Below are 17013 nucleotides of genomic sequence, written 5' to 3' on the forward strand. Positions count from 1 at the left end.
CGCGGTGTCTTGAGGCCGAACCACCGAATATGGAGGAGACGACATGGCCGAGAACATCGATGTTGTCGTGATCGGCGGCGGATACGCCGGCGTCATGGCGGCCAACCGCCTGACGCAGCGCGACGACGTGACCGTGACGCTGATCAACCCCCGCCGCACCTTCGTGGAGCGGATCAGGCTGCACCAACTGGTGGGTGGGTCGGACGACGCGGTCGTCGACTACGCGAAGATCCTGGCCGACCGCGTCCGGCTGACGGTCGACACCGCGACCCGGATCGACGCGGCCGGGCGCCGTGTGGAGCTGGCCTCGGGCGGCGCGGTCGACTACGACCACCTGATCTACGCGGTGGGCAGCGGCAGTGCCGACCCGCGGGTGCCCGGCGCGGCGGAGCACGCCCACCCGCTCGCCGGCCTGGAGGAGGCGGAGCGGCTGCGGCCGGTCATCGCCGGTGCGCCCGCCTCGGCCACGGTGTCGGTGGTCGGCGCCGGCCCGGCCGGCATCGAGACCGCCGCCGAACTGGCGGAGGAGGGCCGCACCGTGACCCTGGTCTGCGGCGGCGTGCTCGGCCCGTATCTGCACCCTCGGGGCCGCCGCGCGGTCGCCGGGCGCCTGGCCAGGCTCGGGGTGACCGTGCTCGACGGCCCCGACACCCGGGTGACGGAGGTGACCCGCGCGAGCGTGCGGCTCGCCGACGGCCGCGAGCTGCCGAGCGAGGTGACCGTCTGGACCGCCGGGTTCGGCGTGCCGGACCTGGCCGCGCGCAGCGGACTGAGCACCGACGCCCTGGGCCGTCTGCGTACCGATGAGACCCTGACCAGCGTGGACGACCCGCGCATCGTCGCGGCCGGGGACTCCGCGGCACCGTCGGACCTGCCGTTCCGGCAGGGCTGCCAGTCCGCGGTCCAACTCGGCCCGCAGGCCGCCGAGACGGTGCTCAGCCGCATCGCCGGCGAGCAGCCCGCGCCCATCGGTGTCGGGTTCGTGGGCCAGTGCCTGAGCCTCGGACGGCGCTCCGGCGTCTTCCAGTTCTCCCGCAGGAACGACATGGCGGTCAGCGTGTACCTCGGGGGCCGTCTGGGCGGGAGGGTCAAGGAGATCGTGTGCAGGAGCACCGTCTGGCAACTGGCGTACGAGGCGCGCAAGCCCGGCGTGCGCACCTGGTGGAGCAAGGACGGCAAGCGCGCGGAACTGCTCCGGGCGAAGCAGGCCGAAGCCCCCGACACCGCCGGCCGGGCGGCTTAGAGACACGGCCGCGTCCGCACGAGGAGAATGGAACTCGGTGTACTCGCACGCATGCAGACCGTCGGCGGCCAGGGCCGACCGCGAGGAAGAGGAAAGGGACGACCCATGGGCGACGAAACCGTTGATCCGGCGACCGACACGTTCGTCGCCCACCGCAACCTCCTCTTCACGGTCGCGTACGAGATGCTCGGATCGGCGGCGGACGCCGAGGACGTCCTCCAGGAGACCTGGCTGCGCTGGATCGACGTCGACCTGGCACAGGTGCGTGACCGGCGCGCCTACCTGGTCCGGATCACGACCCGTCAGGCGCTCAACCGGCTGCGCACCATGACGCGCCGCAAGGAGGCGTACATCGGCCCCTGGCTGCCCGAGCCCCTGCTCACCGCCTCGGACGTGGCCCAGGACGCCGAGCTCGCCGAGAGCGTGTCGATGGCGCTGATGCTCGTCCTCGAAACCCTGTCGCCGACGGAGCGCGCCGTCTTCGTGCTGCGCGAGGCCTTCGACGTCGGTTACGAGGAGATCGCGGCCGCGGTCGACAAGAGCCCCGCGGCCGTTCGCCAGATCGCGCACCGCGCCCGTAAGCACGTCGACGCCCGGCGTCCGCGCGAGGTGGTCTCCCCGCGCGAGACCCGGGCGGTGCTGGAGTCGTTCCGGCGCGCGCTCGACACCGGGGACCTCCAGGGCCTGCTCGACGTGCTCGCGCCCGAGGTGGTCATGCTGAGCGACGGCGGCGGCGTCAAACAGGCCGCGCGACGGCCCGTCGTCGGCGCCGACAAGGTGGCCCGCTTCATCATCGGCAACGCCGTCCGGATCGATGCCGCCCTCACCGGCGAACTCACCGTGGTCAACGGCCACCCGGCGCTCCTCGTCCGGCTCGACGGCGAGAACGACGGCGTCATGGCGGTCCGCGTCGAGGCCGCCCGCATCACCGACATCTACTACGTCCGCAACCCCGAGAAGCTGACCCGGGTCGCCTCCGAGACTCCCCTCACGCGGCGCTGACCGCCGCGGGGGCGGACTCCGCCGGCTCCGGGCCGATTTTCATGGCGTATTCACAGCAAGGGCCGTCGTGCTCCCCGGCATGACGCGGCCCGGTCGGGCCATGGCGTTGACCAGGCAACTCACGGATGCCCGTCGGGATTTTCCGGCGTCGTGACGCAGGCGCCGCCCCGGACAGAAAGCGATCTCCACCACTTTCCGGAACCGTTTCTGTTCGTAGCGTTGACACCCCGCACACCCCCTCTTATTGTCGCGCCACCATTCCGACCACGTGACGATATTTCGAACGCCTGAAAGGCAAGTGCCCTGCGCGCCACCGAAATCAGCACATACGTGGCAGGCGCGCCCCGGCGCCGCCCGGCGTATGTACAGGTGCGCCCCGGTGACGCGATCGCGGGAGTCGGCGAGGCCTGCTTACAGGGCCGTACCGCCGCACTGATCGACGATCCACGGGACACCGAGGCGCCCGAGCGTCGGCCCGAGCGACGCGCCGGGCGATCCGATCGTCGGTCGGTTCAGCGTGACCCTCCGCCTGTTCACCGTCCAGGAACAGGTGCGCCAGGCCCCTGACGGCCTCGCGGCCGCACGCGGATCCAGAAGATCTCGCCGCGCGGATCCGCGCCGCGGGGCCCACCGCTCCACCGCACGTCCGGTCGGTACGGAGCCCCCGAAACCCACCCGCACGGCACCCCCCCTGAGGGGTCGACACCCGACCCCGCACCGAGCCCGCGCGGAAGCGGACACGGCGTGTCCCACCCCGGACCGCCCACCCCCGCCGGACGACCCGCTCCACCGGTTCCCCACAGCCTTCCGACACCCCCCACGCACCCCCCATCCTCTCAACGACGAGAAGAACGAGGAACGATCACCATGCGCAACCGAAGAGCCGCCCTCGCCGCCACCGCCGGAGCCGTCTCTCTCGCCCTCACGCTGTCCGCCTGCGGCAGCAGCATCGGGGGCAGCTCCGAGGGCGACTCCGAGGGCGGCACCATCGGCATCGCCATGCCGACCCAGGCCTCCGAGCGCTGGCTCACCGACGGCAAGAGCGTCGTCGACGACCTGAAGGCCGACGGCTACCAGACCAAGCTGGTGTACGGCGAGGACGACCCGAAGACGCAGGTCGCACAGATCGAATCCCTGATCAAGCAGGGCGTCGACGCGCTGATCATCGCGGCCATCGACAACAAGTCGCTGAACGGCGTGCTCCAGAAGGCCGCCGACGCGGACATCCCGGTGATCTCCTACGACCGGCTCATCCTCGGCACCGAGAACGTCGACTACTACGTGTCCTTCGACAACGAGCAGGTCGGCCGGTTCCAGGCCCGCTACATCATCGACAAACTCGGCCTGGAGGACGGCGCGGGCCCGTTCAACATCGAACTCTTCGCCGGCTCCCCCGACGACAACAACACCAAGTTCTTCTTCGACGGCGCGATGCACCTCCTCCAGCCGTACCTGGACACCAAGCAGTTGGTGGTCCGGTCCGGCCAGACCGCGCTCAAGGAGGTCACCACCCTGCGCTGGGACGGCCCCACCGCGCAGAAGCGCCTGGACGGCATCCTCGCCGACTCGTACGGGAGCAAGAAGGTCGACGCGGTCCTGTCGCCGTACGACGGCATCTCCATCGGCGTCCTGAACGCGCTGAAGGCGGACGGCTACGGCTCCGGCGGCAAACCCCTGCCGATCGTCACCGGGCAGGACGCCGAACTTGCCTCGGTGAAGTCGATCATCGCGGGCGAGCAGTCGCAGACCGTCTACAAGGACCTCCGGCAACTCGCCGGTGTCGCAGCCGAGATGGCCGACGACATACTCAACGACAAGACGCCGAAGGTGAACAACAGAAGGGCCTACGACAACGGAGTCAAGGCCGTGCCCGCCTACTTGCTGCAGCCGACGACCGTCGACAAGAGCAACTACGAGTACGTCCTGGTCGCGGGCGGCTACTACACCGACGCCGAACTCAAGTAGCCACGGCCCGGATCCGTCGCGGCCGGACCACGACCGACGACGACCACGCCGACCGCGGTTCGCCGCGGCCGGCGTGGTCGTCGTCGGCCAAGGTGGTCATCGCGGTGCGTCCGCCCGGCTAGATCCACGTGTCCAGCCACATCCGTGACCGCCAGTCGCCGACCGGGATCGCCTGCCCCGTGTACACGGGCCAGAAGTAGATGAAGTTCCAGGCGATGAGCAGCACGAGCCCGCCCGCGACGACCGCGCCCAGCATCCGGCGTCTGCCGTCCGCGCCCGGCGGGCCCAGGAGCGCGCCCAGCGTCATCGCCACGGCCAGACACAGATACGGCACGAAGGCGACCGCGTAGAAGGAGAAGACCGTGCGGTCCTGGTACAGGAACCAGGGCAGATAACCGGCCGCCACCGCGCACAGCACGGCTCCCGCGCGCCAGTCGCGGCGCAGCGCCCACCGGTAGAGCAGATACACGAGCGCGCAGCACGCCGACCACCACAGCAGCGGCGTGCCCAGCGCGAGGACCGCCTGTGCGCAGTCGGCCGTGGCGTGACACCCGTCCTCTCCGGCCTTCGGCGACCGGTAGTCGAACAGCACCGGGCGGCCCAGGACCAGCCAGCTCCAGGGATTCGACTCGTACCGGTGCCAGGTGTGCAGCCCCACATTGAACTGATAGACGCCGTACTCGTAGTGCCACAGGCTGCGGAGCGGGGCCGGTATCCACGACCAGGTGCCGCCGCGGCCGTCCGCCCAGTGCCGCCCGTAACCGCCGTCGGACCGGAACCAGCCGGCCCACGTCACCAGGTAGGTCACGACGGCGACCGGCACGACGGACAGCAGGGACCAGCCGAGATCCTTGCGCAGCACCGCCCGGTACGGGCGCCCCGCCCCGGCCACGCGGCGCGCGCCGACGTCCCACAGCAGGGTGAGGACCACGAAGAAGGCGAGGAAGTACAGGCCGTTCCACTTGGTCGAGGCCGCCAGCCCCAGGAAGACGCCGGCCGCGAGCCGCCACGGGCGCGGTCCCGTCCCGGCACGGTCGCCGGTGACCCGGTCAGGGCGCGCGTGGCCGTCCCCGCCCACCGGGAGGGCCGCCGCGAGCCGCGCCCGCGCGTGGTCCCGGTCGAGCAGCAGACAGCCGAACGCCGCCAGCACGAAGAACATGACGACGAGGTCCAGCAGCGCGGACCGGCTCATCACCACATGCAGACCGTCCAGCGCCATCAGCGTGCCGGCCAGACAGCCCAGCGCCGTCGACCGGAACAGCCGGCGTCCGATCCGGCACAGCATCAGCACCGACAGCGTGCCCAGGACCGCGGTCATGAAGCGCCAGCCGAACGGGGTGAGGCCGAACATCCACTCACCGAGGGCGATCACCCACTTGCCCGTCGGCGGATGCGCGACGAACGCCCCGGTGTCGGAGAGCGGGATCACCGATGGGTCCGCGAGGATCTGCGGGTCGGTGACCTTGCGGTCCGGCCAGGTGCCCTCGTAGCCGAGCCGCAGCAGTGCCCAGGCGTCCTTGGCGTAGTAGGTCTCGTCGAAGACGAGGCCCCGCGGCTGCCCGAGACGCCAGAACCGGATCACTCCGGCCGGCACGGCGACGAGCACCGGCCCCAGCCAGTCCATCACCTTCGCGGCGCGGTACGCCCCGGCCGGGCCGAGGCGTATGAGCTCCCCCCAGCGCGTCGAAGGCTTGGGAAAGGGCGGAACCAGACGTTCCCGGACGCCGGTCCGGGGGCGCCCGGCGTATCCGAACAGGCGCAGCCGGCCCCGCCAGTCGTCGGACACCTTCGTCGGCCGGCCGCCGTCGAGGACGGGGGAGCGCCGCACACTGCTACTCGTCACCGGACGACCCTAGACGCCGACCTGCGCGAACGGCCGCGCGATCCCGCATTCCCCCGTCCGGACCGGCGCCGACCGCAAAACCTGGACGGCATGTCACCGGCATGCCGTGAGAACGAGGCCGCGGCAGTGGCCACCTGATGTGACGTCATGGACCGATGCCGACGGATACGCCGCACCTTTCCCCTGTGTGGAGGCTGGGCCGGGAGCGGGATGAAATGCCCTGCCGCGAACGCCGGACTCCGTTGCGGCGGAGGCAAGTTCGACGATGGCGAAGCGATTGACGGGGCATCCAGATAGGCACGGCTTCTCTGAAAGGAACCACCATGGCAACTCCCCTGACCGCAGCCAGGGTTCTCGCCGCCCTCAGAGCCGAGGGCGTCACCGTCGTCGAGGTCGGCGGCTGGCGCACCCACAACCGCGCAGGACACGGCGCGTGGGGCCCGGTCGCGGGGGTGGTCGTCCACCACACCGTGACCTCCGGGACGGCCGCCTCCGTGGCGATATGCCGCGACGGATACGCCGGTCTCCCCGGACCGCTGTGCCACGGCGTCATCGACAAACGGGGCGTCGTGCACCTCGTCGGCTGGGGCCGCGCCAACCACGCCGGCAGGGGCGACGGCGACGTGCTCAAGGCGGTCGTCGCCGAGAAGGGGCTACCCGCGCCGAACGAGAACGACACCGACGGCAACATCCACTTCTACGGCTTCGAGTGCGTCAACCTCGGCGACGGCAAGGACCCCTGGCCGGCGGTCCAGCTGGAAGCCATGGTCCGCGCCTCGGCCGCGCTGTGCCGAGCGCACGGCTGGTCGGCCGCCTCCGTGATCGGCCACAAGGAGTGGACGAACACGAAGACGGACCCGCGCGGCTTCACCATGGCCGACTTCCGCGCCAGGGTCGCGACCCGGCTGCGCAAGGCCCCCGACTCCGACGCACCGATCCCCACCCCGACCGACCCGAGCCAGGAGGACACCGTGCCCAACCCCACGATGCTGAACGAATCGAACGTCACCGATGTGGAGCTGCCCTCCGGCCAGTGGGTCGGCCTGGCGTTCGCGGACCCGGTCGTCCACTCCGGGCCGCGCCTGCACAACACCCTGGTGCACGTCTCACTCGAGGAGAAGGCCCCGGACGACGCGCTCGTCGAGGGCCGCTTCTATCTGACGGACAGCTCGGGCAAGCACCCGTCCGCGTTCCAGACCGTCACCCGCTACGGCGGCGGTGGCCACCAGTTCGCCCTGGCCGGCACCGTCCCGGCCGGCAAGCACCTGCGGTTCCAGCTCCGCGTGCGGACCGCCGACGCCAGCCCGGTCACGCTCCTCCACCGCACCGCGACCGGCCCCTACTGGGCCGTCTGACCCACCCGCCGTCACCCGGGCGACCGAGAGGAACACCATGAGCGTCGTCGACACCGTCGGCCGGGCCGACCCGCCCGAGCCGACGCCCGACGGCAGACACGCCCTCGCCCCGGCCCCATGGGAGTTACGCGGTTCCGCTCATGCGGCCGGCAGGCGCTGAGGCTCGGTCAGAGCGCCCCGCCCCGGCGCCCCATGGTGCCGGGGCGGTCCACCTCGGACACCGAAGCCCCCACACTCCCACCGACTCCCTGGACCCGTTGCCCTGACGGGTCGGCTGCTACGCGCCAGGAGGCCGGTATCGGACCTGCTCGGCTGTGCGCAGGGCCTTCAGCGTTTCGTCGACGGTCAGCAGAACCGTCGTCTCGAACGAGCTGAGCGCGCCGCCTCCGCTGATCGCCAGCGCGACCGCGGCCATGGACACGTTGTCCGGAGCCTCCCACAGGTTGTAGCCGTCGTGCGTGCCGAACGCGTACCAGAAACCGTGGAGCTTCCCGCCGACGGACTCGATGTACGACCGAGCGGCCCGCGCCCGGTCCTCCGGGTGGTCGGTCAGCCGCGCCCAGGTCTCCGGTGTGTAGCTGAACCTCGATAGATAGAGCGGCATGATGTCTCCCTTTCGTTCCGTCAAGGGATGCCCCCACGAAAGGGGAAGCGCGCGGGCGGCGGCCCATGTCCCCCGAACGGCCGGGCCGATGACGGTCCCGCGGCTACGGCACCGTCGAACGGGGCTGGGTCTTCGGGATCCGGGAGGTGAAGAACATCGCGAGGACGGCGGTGAGGGCGAGGATGGCGAGTGCGGCGCGCAGGCCGTCGAGCCTGGCGGCGGCGTTCGCGTCGAGCACGCCCTCGGTCACCTCCGTGCTCGTGCCCGCTTCGTCGAGGGCGGTCCTGAGCTGGGCGTCCGACAGGAAGGGAACGCCGCTTTCGAGTTCGACGGTCGCCTGGCTCCTGACCTCGGCCGGGATCGCCGGATTCTGCTCCACGCTGGTCAGGAACGAAGACGTGAGCGCGGCGATCATGATCGACCCGGCGAGTGCCGTGCCGATCGAGGCACCGAGGTTGGTGGCGGCGTTCTGGACGCCGCCGACCTCCGCGCTCTGTGCCTCGGGCACCGCGGACACGGTGACCGACCCGAGCTGGGACGCCAGCGCGCCCATGCCGAGCCCGATCAACAGAAGGGGGATGGTGACGATCTCCGCGCCGGCGTCCGCGTCGAGCGCGGCCATCAGGGCCACCGCGCCCGCGAGCATCGCGAGGATCCCCAGCCGTACCACCCGCCGGGGCGAGACGTCGGGGAAGAAGCGGGGGATCAGGACCGCGGCCGCCAGCAGTGTCACGGAGAGCGGCAGGATGTGGGCGCCGGTCTTGAGTGCGGACAGGCCCAGGGCGACCGACAAGTAGAGCGGTACGACGAAGAAGACGCCCATCTGGACGAGGTACTGGAAGAAGAACATCGTGAGTCCGCCGGTGAGCTGCTTGTTGTGCAGCATGGCCGGGTCGATGAGTGGTTCCCTGTGCCGCTTCACCACGCGAGCCTCCCAGCGGAGGAAGAACCAGATCAGCAGCAGACCTGCCAGCATCAGCCACACGACCAGCGAGACCCCGAGCCAGGAGGGCGCGTCGGGCTTCGGCTGGAACCAGCCCCATTCGTCCGAGCGGAGTACGCCGTAGACGAAGGTCCCGAGCCCAGCGGCGGAGAGCGCCGCGCCCACGAGATCGATGCGCGGGCGTTCGCCGCTCGGCGCGTCGGCGATGCGGCGGGCGAGCACCAGGATGCCGAGCACGAGCAGGACCTCGCCGGCGAAGACCCATCGCCAGGAGAAGTACGTCGTCGCGAGACCCCCGATGAGCGGTCCGACCGCGATCGCCACGGCCCCTGCGGCCGCGACGAGTCCGTAGGCGGCGGGACGGCGTTCGACGGCGAAGTTGCCGGCCACGAGCGCCACGATCGCCGGCAGGATGAGTGCCGCTCCGATCCCTTCGAGGAACGACCAGCCGAGCAGCAGCACGGGCAGGTTCGGCGCGATCGCCGTGGTGAGGGAGCCGCAGCCGTAGATGACGCAGCCGATCGTGAACGCGCGTTTGCGGCCGATCAGCGCGCCGACCTTGCCGCCGGGGATCATGAACATCGCCATCACGAGGGTGTAGGCCGTGATGGCGCCTTGGATCCCCGTCACCGTCGTGCCCACGTCTTCGGCCACCGTCGCGATCGAGACGTTCATGACCGAGCTGTCGAGCGCCATCAGGAACTGACCGGTCGCGAGTGTCAGCAGGACGATTCGCGCCGTTGCCGAACTCTCAGCAGTGCCTGCCCTGGGTGCCATGGGTGGAATCGTCCCAGTTACCCCGGAGGGGCGCTCCTTGACCCGCCACTGGGATCAACTGATTGGCGGACGTAAGGCCGGCGCAGTGACAGCGGGCGGGAGCGGGCCAGGCTGTCACGGAGAGCCCCGAGGAGGTGGCCGGCCGCCGTTCCGTGTCATCGGCGAGGCGGCTCGGCGCCACCACTCCAGGGCGGTGGACCCTCTCTCGCCCGTACGGCCCACCCGGGCGCGCAGTCTCACCGCGGAACGGCGGAAATGGAGGCAGGTCGATCCCCCAGGAGTCCTGGAGCACCCATGACCAGCTCGCACGAGCCGTCCAAGCCCGATGCCGCCCCGGAATCGGGTGACGCGGCGGGGAGCGGGCCCCGGAACGGCTCGGCGGCCGGACGGATCACGCGGAACACCGCCTCGGCGGTACTCATCGTGCTCACCTGCATCCTGGTGCCGGTCGCGCTGCTCACGGTGTGGGTGCACGACATCGCGCTGGACACCGACCGGTACGTGGAAACGGTCTCGCCGCTGGCCTCGGATCCGGCGATCGAGGACGCGGCGGTCAAACGCATCACCCATGCCGCCGATGTACGGGTGGACGGCAGCCAGGCCGCCTCCGACATCGCCGCCTGGCTTCAGTCACAGGGACTGCCCCCGCGGGCCGCGAACGCCGTGAAGGGGCTGGGCCCGCAGCTCGACTCCGCGGTCGACGACACGGTCGAGAAGGTGGCCACCCGCTTCGTGCAGAGCGACCGCTTCGAGCGGATCTGGACGAACGCCAACCGGCGCGCCCACGCCGGGGTCGTGCACGCGCTCACCGGCGAGGGCCGCGGCGCCGTGAACGTGGACGGCGGGACGGTCACGCTCGACGTCGGCGAAGCCGTCGACCAGGTCAAACAGGCGCTCGTGGACGCCGGTCTGTCCCCGGCCTCCAAGATCCCCGAAGTGGACAAGCAGATGGTGCTCCTCCAGTCCGACCAGCTGGAGAAGATCCGCAAGGGCGCCCATCTGCTGGACGTGGTCGGGAACTGGCTCCCCGTGCTCGTCGTGGTGATCGGCGCGTGCGGCGTGCTGCTGGCGCACCGGCGCCGCCGGGCCCTGGCCCGCACGGCTCTCGGCGCGGCCTTCGCCTGCCTGGTCGTGGCCATCGTCCTGGTGGTCGCCCGCCGCTACTACCTGGACCACCTCCCGCCCCAGGTCCAGTCGGAGGCCGCCGCCGCGGCAGTCTTCGACACCCTGCTGCGCTTCCTGAGGGTCAGCCTGCGCACAGCGATCGTGCTCGGTCTGGTCATCGCGCTGGGCGCCTACCTGATCGGCCCCGGACGGCTCCCGCGCGCCGTCCGGGGCACATCCGAGCGCGCCGCCGACTCCGCGGCACAGTGGGCGTACGGCCACCAGGTCCGCACCGGCCGGGTGGGAACCTGGGCCCAGGCCCACCGCCGGTGGATCGCCCTGGCCGCCCTGCTGATCGTGGCCCTGGTCTTCGCGCTCTGGAACCACCCCACGGCCCTCACCATTTTGCTGCTGGTCATCATCCTGCTGGCCGTGCTCGCGCTGCTTGCCCTCCTCGCCGCCACCGGCCGCGCCACCACCGACGCCGAACGGATGGCACCCCCGCGCCCGAAGGGCACCGCCGGGGGGTGAGCCGGGGGGTGAACGGTTCGCCACCGGTATCGGCGAGGGGCCGCAGGGCGCCGCGGGTGCCGAGCCGGTGGAACGGCACGTGAGTCGGTGCGGATGCCGGCCGACCTGGTGCTGGTGGGACAGCAGGCACCGCTCCGTCGGCACCTTGGTCCCGGACCCGGTGTCGGCGGAGCGGCTTCGCCTTCCCTAGCGGGGGAGCGACCCGTTGTGAACGTCGGACGCGGACTGCCACGCCCGCACACCCGCTCGCGAGGCCTCCTTGGCCTGCTGCCACTTCGCGGCCGCCTGCTGGGTCGGGGGCACGTCCATGTCGCGGATCATGCGCCGACCTGCCGTGAACACGGCGAAGGCCCCGATGGCCATGCCGACGCATGCCACCGCGGCACCGGCCGCGGTGAGCACGGCACCGGTCGTGACGAGCCGGGTGTCGATCTCGATCGTCCGATGGGACTGCTGGTGGTGGTTCATGACTCCACCATCCGACGGGCGGCACGACCTCGCATCCCGACCAGGAACCTGGGCGGCGGCCAGAGTGATCCAAGTCGTCGGGTGTACCACCCGGCGATAGTTCGAGTGTCAGGCCGGCCGAGGCACAATGGTCACTGCCCGGTAGGTGTAGCCGTCTTGCTTGTAGCCCGGGGCTTCCCACCGGAGATCAACACGTTGTCCCGGCGAGAGCGTATGGAAGCCCTTCGTCCGGATGACGGAGTAGTGGCCCCAACAACCGCCGGGTGTCTCGGGAGAGTCGAGTACCCCCCACCCTTCCTCGTCGTACCACTCACGGACAGTCGCGGTCACCATGCAGCGACTATACGAGTACCGGCTGCGCCGAGCCATCTGATGAACTCGACTGCGAACCGGTGCGATTGGGTCCTCACAGAGTCCGGGATCGCGCCCCGCGTGGTGACGGGGAAACCGCAGCCGTTGATGTCAGAAGGGGGCCACCTCCGAAATCTCGGAGGTGGCCCCCTTCTGACCCGGTGCCCCCGGCAGGATTCGAACCTGCGACACCCGCTTTAGGAGAGAGGCTGGGTAGTAAGGCAGGTGACCTGCGGATACCTCGGCCAAGCTAGTGGACTCGATGGTGCCTGCCACTCACCCCTGTTAACCGCAGCTGACCCCTGCATCTGGCACGACTGCTGGCACGTGCCGAGCAGACGGCTCGGAGACCAGCCGGCGTCGCCGTTGTCCAGCAATAACCGCCGTCGCAGCTGCATAAATCGAACTCCTGTGAGTACGACTTTCTCCACTGATTCAAGGCCCGCGCATGGCGCGCGCTACCTGCAGGGGCGGAAGTGAGAAGGCACCCGCAGGACATGCCTCCGGCGGATGCGCTCAGGCTCGGGGGCCGTTCGCGAGTGCCGACCGCTAAGTCGCGTGTGCAGGGAGCTGCTCCCATCCCGTCTGCCGCGGACCCAGGCATAGCCGAGCAGACACGGCCTCAGGGTCGTTCGTACAGTGGTGGGCTCCACCTTGACGCCCTGAACCACGCCCGCTCCACAGTGTGTGGGCAGACAGGATGGGAGATGAGGAAGTGGAGGGTGTACACCGCACCCGTCGGTGATCCAAACCACAGCGTCAATTGGCGAACCATCCCTGAGATTCAGCGATCTCCATCACAGGGGTAAACCTACGGCGCGTGTCGGGAATCGTGTACACAACAGCAAGTAGAGCCGTTGGCATATCCCATGAATCTTTTATAATCAGCGAACGAGTCTCGCTATCCATCTTTTGCCGACCCATGTCAGCATAAAATCGTTGACCTGAGGAGAGAAGCCCACGCCTAATCCCTTGCCTCAGAGCCTTTATGCCTTCCTCTGGCGGCACCTTCCCTGTCCACACTTGAGCCGTGAAGTAGTCCAGGAATTTGGTTCCGGCTACAAACTCCTTAGATCGAGACCGCAAAAACCTCTGAGACGTCTCTGCTCGCTCTTGAGGAGAAAGTCGATCGTGAATTAGAGAGACGGTGCGCCAATGTAGGGCGCCAACTTTGGAGCTTTCCAGAGGGATAGGGGCGAGCGAAAATTTTCCGTAGCTTCCCGAACGTCCACAAGACCTCAATAGGGATGCATACAGATGCTCATCCATTTCTTGCAAGGCCTCATCAACCTCATCAATCAACGAGGCGAGCGTATCGGGATGAGCCCACGAATACACCGCAAGAACCCATAGCCCACGGTCGAAATTGTCAGTTGCGGAACCGTACTGCTCACGCCACCATGCGGTTTGCTTTGCCCGACGCCGCGCGTTACGGAGGCGGTCAGGAGCCGTGCGACTTTCGTCGAAGAGGCTATTCGCCCCCGCACCCCGCGCAAGCGGGTTTTTTACAGAAGCGGAAAGATTAGCGAGCTCATACTCTCGCCACGTTTTGCCAAAGAAGCCGCGCATCGCTTCAAGCAGATCTGCCCAAAGTTCAAGTTTATTGAACCTATCGGGATGGGCGAGGTTCCTTACAGACTCCACAATGCTTGCATAGTCCCCCGACTTAAGGCTGGGCGAGTTTTCGGAGGAAAGGTCATCGAATAGAACTACAGCGAAGTTGGGATCCAATAGACAGCGCAGAATAAACTGCGGATCGAGCACCGAGAGAATAGGAAGCTGCTTGCTAGCTTGCATAAGCCTGAGGTGCTTGCATCCAATACCATTAAGAACTGCTACGACGAGTTGCCTCCTGTCATTGAGTGCCAGCCTGCCGATTTCGCCACCCGCCTCAGCGAATGCCGTAAGAGCTAGCTCCCGATTCGAGCCGGATAGTGAACCTAGAATCCGATTGAAGTGATCAATTCGAATCGAAGAAAATACTCCCAGCCAGTTGCCAATAATGCACCACTCACCGATTTCCGAATCCGACTTCTTGAGCGCTTCGGCGTACCACAGTTGCGTGACAAGTGCATTTTCTGGCTGCTGCTGAAGCAACGCGCAGACTGCAGCCAGAGACTCCCTATGGGTGTCACCTGTTACCATAGGCCAGAAATGGTCAACGAGGTTCTCGTAACCTGCCGAGGGAGAAAGTCCAACATCGGTCGTGTCTCCACTACCGTATGTGTACATCACTTGATCATCTCTGACCGTAGCCCACCGAACTCCCGGTTTGTCGAAAACGGCTTCCACGATCCGCTTCATTGAAGGAGAGGATTGCGTGAAAACCCAGTCTTGCATCAAGCAAAGTGCCAGCGTGCGCGGATAGGCAGCTGCGGTCAGGTCACTCTCCTCAATAAGGCGAGCGGTTCGATCAGCAAGGTCGAGAAGCTCTCCCATCGAGAAACAGCCAGCGAAAAAACGGGTGACATTCATCCAGTAGGGATTCCGAGCAATGCCATCAAATCTGTCAGGCTTTGTTCCTGAGAGCTTTCGGGTCGCTGGCGCATAGGGGGCGGTCTCGTAGAGGTACTTTGCTGCGAAGTACTCTCTGAGGGGTTGGACTTCAAATTCGTAAGTCCCTTCAACACGAGACACCAGGGCGACGATTCGTTCGACCACTCCTGTTAGCAGAGAATCAATTAGCTCGGTGACCCTCTGCCGCATAAAATGGCTTCCGGCCGTCTCTCGGACAAGAAATTCCGTCAGAACTTGACGTAGTTCCTCGGTACTAATGCGGCCGCTTCCTCCCCCGACCTCAGCTTGAGCGTGCAGATAGTAGCCTAGGTAGCGGTGAATATTCACCAACAGTTCGCGATTTTCGCGAACTGTTCGATCTTTCTCGGCTTCGCGATTTAGGAAAACATCGATGTATGCGTCGTAGAGCTCTGTTCTCTTATCGGGAAGTGTGGATCCTCTGAGGTGCGTGAGACTCAGAAGAATAGAGAGCTGCATGGTGTTTTTGGCGAGCTCTGCCATATGTGGAGCCCGAAGCTTTTCCTCCAAAGTGGATGTGAGCATTGCCAGATCATCGTCGTCTAGGTTTCGAGCAAGCGCCCACTTCGCCGTGTACTCCATGGCCAAAGAGCGATGAATCGGAGCGAGGGTGAGGTAGAAGTACTCGTCGCCATCGAAAGTCGGTGATCCTGCAACAGCCGTAGGACGGCTCGTGATGACGAACTTGATCTGAGAGTTCTCCGAGCGTCCTTCCAATCGCTTTGCTGCAGCTGTCACTTCATCTACGACATATTGGCGGTCATCCAACCCCGCAACCTCGTCCAAGGCGTCGAGAATAATAAGAACGGAATTTCCGCCCATCACAAATAGAAGATCGGATACGTCGAAGCGAACCCCACCCGAATATCTCGCAATGTGAGCAGCGAGAGCACCTTCTAGCGTCCGAGGACCTCCATGTTGCGTGCTTTCACCGCCTGCCCATGGGTCAAACCCTTTCAACCATGTTGCCAAGTCCCGCAGCTCCAGCTTGAAGGGCAGCATGAGCGGGCTGAGTGCGTCTCGCGCAGGAATAGCGGCGGCAGATTCAAGTCGTAGGATTCGAGCTCTGTTTACCTGAGCGATGTATTGTGCAAACGTCGACTTTCCTTGGCCTGGCGCACCTTCAATCACGACCTTGGATACAGAGTCCCCGAAAGCCTGACTCAAGATCAAACCAGCAGCGCCGACAGACAAACTCGCATCAAGCCTTTGGTGCAACCCGCGCCTTACCAGCCTACGAGTCATACTAGCCTGATACGCCGATTGGCCTTCGGCGTGCTGGTAGAGAATTATCCCGTCTTTATTACCCTCCTCTCGAAGAATCGAAAGGATCGAACTCTTGAAATGGTCTGCACGCTTTTCTTGATGTTTAGGGTTACGTCGCGGAATTGCCGGAACGTCGATGAACAAGTCAAACAGCGGGCTGGGGGATAGGTCCGCCTGCTTGAATCGAACTTTAGAATCTCGATCGTTCTGATCATTGAAGTAAGACTGGAGCGCATTAGCCCGCCGCTCCCGGTCCTCTCCAATTCCAGTACTTTCCCATAGGAGTCGTACGAGGTCTGTTCCGGAAAGTAGGCTTGGATACTTCAGCTTCAGGTCATAACTTAGGTCTAGCCTTCGGTCCAAATCATCGCGCCACCAGCAAGATCCAGGAATTGGCATGACGCTGTCTAGATGGGCCTGCACCTTGTCCATTCGGCCAGAGTCTAGATGTGATGTCCCAGGCATGTTCGTCATAAGAACGAAGGATGTGGCGCCTCTATCAGCCAGCCGTTTTACTTTTTCCACTTCTCCATCGATTGCCGACGTTACCCACTTGAGTGGATCGGCAACGTTGGCCGGGTTCCTCGCGAACTTCACCTGAAAGACAATGCGACCCGAAGCTTCAGAAACGGTCGCATCTCTGCCGCCGTCTGGCATGCCAACTGGGAAGCACTGAACTCCGCGAAACTCGCGGATGATCAGGGACTGGCATAGCATCTGGAATCTTTCGTCCAGAAGCGTCTCGTACTGATAGTCCATGGCAGCCTCCATCGCCCCGGCCTCCGCAACCGGGGACATTCTAGGGGTGACGTGCTTGCCGCAACGGTTATTCGGCCTATTCGTTGCGCAGGCACACAACTGGTCCCGACCCTGCGCGAGTGGGGGCGTAACAAGACCGTGTTGTAGTGCAAACCGGACGAATCGTCGTACAGTTCGGTTTCGGCCCTTTCAGTAGACGGCGAAGCGTTTGAGCTGGTGGAGCAGGGCGAAAGCCTGCTCCACGCCGTAAACGGAGCTCGCCCCAGG

12 protein-coding genes are annotated in these 17013 nt (G+C 66.5%); 6 read left to right on the forward strand and 6 right to left on the reverse strand.

The window, feature by feature from the left end:
• Window positions 1–43 precede the first annotated feature (43 nt).
• From OHU34_RS24140 to chvE, 3 genes are all read left to right on the forward strand, one after another.
• Entirely contained in the window at window positions 44–1243 is a 1200-nt protein-coding gene (locus OHU34_RS24140; RefSeq protein WP_142264794.1) for an NAD(P)/FAD-dependent oxidoreductase, read from the forward strand.
• A gap of 105 nt (window positions 1244–1348) precedes the next feature.
• Entirely contained in the window at window positions 1349–2245 is an 897-nt protein-coding gene (locus tag OHU34_RS24145) for an RNA polymerase sigma-70 factor (RefSeq protein WP_142264793.1), read from the forward strand.
• A gap of 867 nt (window positions 2246–3112) precedes the next feature.
• Window positions 3113–4210 (forward strand): multiple monosaccharide ABC transporter substrate-binding protein, encoded by a 1098-nt coding sequence (chvE, locus tag OHU34_RS24150; RefSeq protein WP_142264792.1) that lies wholly within the window; start codon window positions 3113–3115, stop codon window positions 4208–4210.
• A gap of 118 nt (window positions 4211–4328) precedes the next feature.
• Here the strand turns inward: chvE and OHU34_RS24155 are convergent, their stop codons facing one another.
• Window positions 4329–6038, reverse strand: coding sequence for a dolichyl-phosphate-mannose--protein mannosyltransferase (locus OHU34_RS24155; protein WP_372481737.1), 1710 nt, complete (start codon window positions 6036–6038; stop codon window positions 4329–4331).
• A 338-nt stretch (window positions 6039–6376) separates the two neighbouring features.
• Between OHU34_RS24155 and OHU34_RS24160 the strand changes: the two genes are divergently transcribed.
• Window positions 6377–7408: an N-acetylmuramoyl-L-alanine amidase gene (locus OHU34_RS24160; RefSeq protein ID WP_235034515.1), complete on the forward strand. Its 1032-nt coding sequence runs from the start codon at window positions 6377–6379 to the stop codon at window positions 7406–7408.
• Window positions 7409–7445: 37 nt separating this feature from the next.
• On the forward strand, window positions 7446–7568 hold the full coding sequence (locus OHU34_RS24165; RefSeq protein ID WP_268267487.1) for a hypothetical protein: 123 nt from the start codon (window positions 7446–7448) through the stop codon (window positions 7566–7568).
• Window positions 7569–7685: 117 nt separating this feature from the next.
• On the opposite strand, the gene OHU34_RS24170 is transcribed toward OHU34_RS24165, so the two are convergent.
• Together OHU34_RS24170 and OHU34_RS24175 are read right to left on the reverse strand one after the other, a co-directional pair.
• Window positions 7686–8012, reverse strand: coding sequence for a GYD domain-containing protein (locus tag OHU34_RS24170; protein WP_142264791.1), 327 nt, complete (start codon window positions 8010–8012; stop codon window positions 7686–7688).
• A 103-nt stretch (window positions 8013–8115) separates the two neighbouring features.
• Window positions 8116–9732 carry an MFS transporter gene (locus OHU34_RS24175; protein ID WP_230195452.1) on the reverse strand — a complete coding sequence of 539 codons (1617 nt, stop codon included), beginning with the start codon at window positions 9730–9732 and terminating at the stop codon, window positions 8116–8118.
• A gap of 294 nt (window positions 9733–10026) precedes the next feature.
• Between OHU34_RS24175 and OHU34_RS24180 the strand changes: the two genes are divergently transcribed.
• Window positions 10027–11367 (forward strand): hypothetical protein, encoded by a 1341-nt coding sequence (locus OHU34_RS24180; RefSeq protein WP_405768263.1) that lies wholly within the window; start codon window positions 10027–10029, stop codon window positions 11365–11367.
• 186 nt (window positions 11368–11553) lie between these two features.
• Here OHU34_RS24180 and OHU34_RS24185 read toward each other — a convergent pair whose 3' ends face one another.
• From OHU34_RS24185 to OHU34_RS24195, 3 genes are all read right to left on the reverse strand, one after another.
• A complete protein-coding gene (locus tag OHU34_RS24185) occupies window positions 11554–11835 on the reverse strand; it encodes a hypothetical protein (protein WP_142264788.1) in 282 nt (93 codons plus the stop codon).
• 108 nt (window positions 11836–11943) lie between these two features.
• Complete coding sequence (locus OHU34_RS24190) at window positions 11944–12168, reverse strand: cold-shock protein (RefSeq protein WP_142264787.1); 225 nt, start codon at window positions 12166–12168, stop codon at window positions 11944–11946.
• Window positions 12169–12945: 777 nt separating this feature from the next.
• Complete coding sequence (locus tag OHU34_RS24195) at window positions 12946–16746, reverse strand: NACHT domain-containing protein (RefSeq protein WP_405768266.1); 3801 nt, start codon at window positions 16744–16746, stop codon at window positions 12946–12948.
• Window positions 16747–17013 lie beyond the last annotated feature (267 nt).

It is taken from the genome of Streptomyces sp. NBC_00080, from assembly GCF_045041255.1.
GTDB lineage: Bacteria > Actinomycetota > Actinomycetes > Streptomycetales > Streptomycetaceae > Streptomyces > Streptomyces coriariae.

Excerpts from the sequence above, each read along its gene's own strand:
- OHU34_RS24175 (WP_230195452.1), bottom strand. The coding sequence starts at position 9,732 with ATGGCACCCAGGGCAGGCACTGCTGAGAGTTCGGCAACGGCGCGAATC.
- OHU34_RS24180 (WP_405768263.1), top strand. The coding sequence starts at position 10,027 with ATGACCAGCTCGCACGAGCCGTCCAAGCCCGATGCCGCCCCGGAATCG.
- OHU34_RS24185 (WP_142264788.1), bottom strand. The coding sequence starts at position 11,835 with ATGAACCACCACCAGCAGTCCCATCGGACGATCGAGATCGACACCCGG.
- OHU34_RS24170 (WP_142264791.1), bottom strand. The coding sequence starts at position 8,012 with ATGCCGCTCTATCTATCGAGGTTCAGCTACACACCGGAGACCTGGGCG.
- OHU34_RS24140 (WP_142264794.1), top strand. The coding sequence starts at position 44 with ATGGCCGAGAACATCGATGTTGTCGTGATCGGCGGCGGATACGCCGGC.
- chvE (WP_142264792.1), top strand. The coding sequence starts at position 3,113 with ATGCGCAACCGAAGAGCCGCCCTCGCCGCCACCGCCGGAGCCGTCTCT.
- OHU34_RS24190 (WP_142264787.1), bottom strand. The coding sequence starts at position 12,168 with ATGGTGACCGCGACTGTCCGTGAGTGGTACGACGAGGAAGGGTGGGGG.
- OHU34_RS24160 (WP_235034515.1), top strand. The coding sequence starts at position 6,377 with ATGGCAACTCCCCTGACCGCAGCCAGGGTTCTCGCCGCCCTCAGAGCC.
- OHU34_RS24145 (WP_142264793.1), top strand. The coding sequence starts at position 1,349 with ATGGGCGACGAAACCGTTGATCCGGCGACCGACACGTTCGTCGCCCAC.
- OHU34_RS24195 (WP_405768266.1), bottom strand. The coding sequence starts at position 16,746 with ATGGACTATCAGTACGAGACGCTTCTGGACGAAAGATTCCAGATGCTA.
- OHU34_RS24165 (WP_268267487.1), top strand. The coding sequence starts at position 7,446 with ATGAGCGTCGTCGACACCGTCGGCCGGGCCGACCCGCCCGAGCCGACG.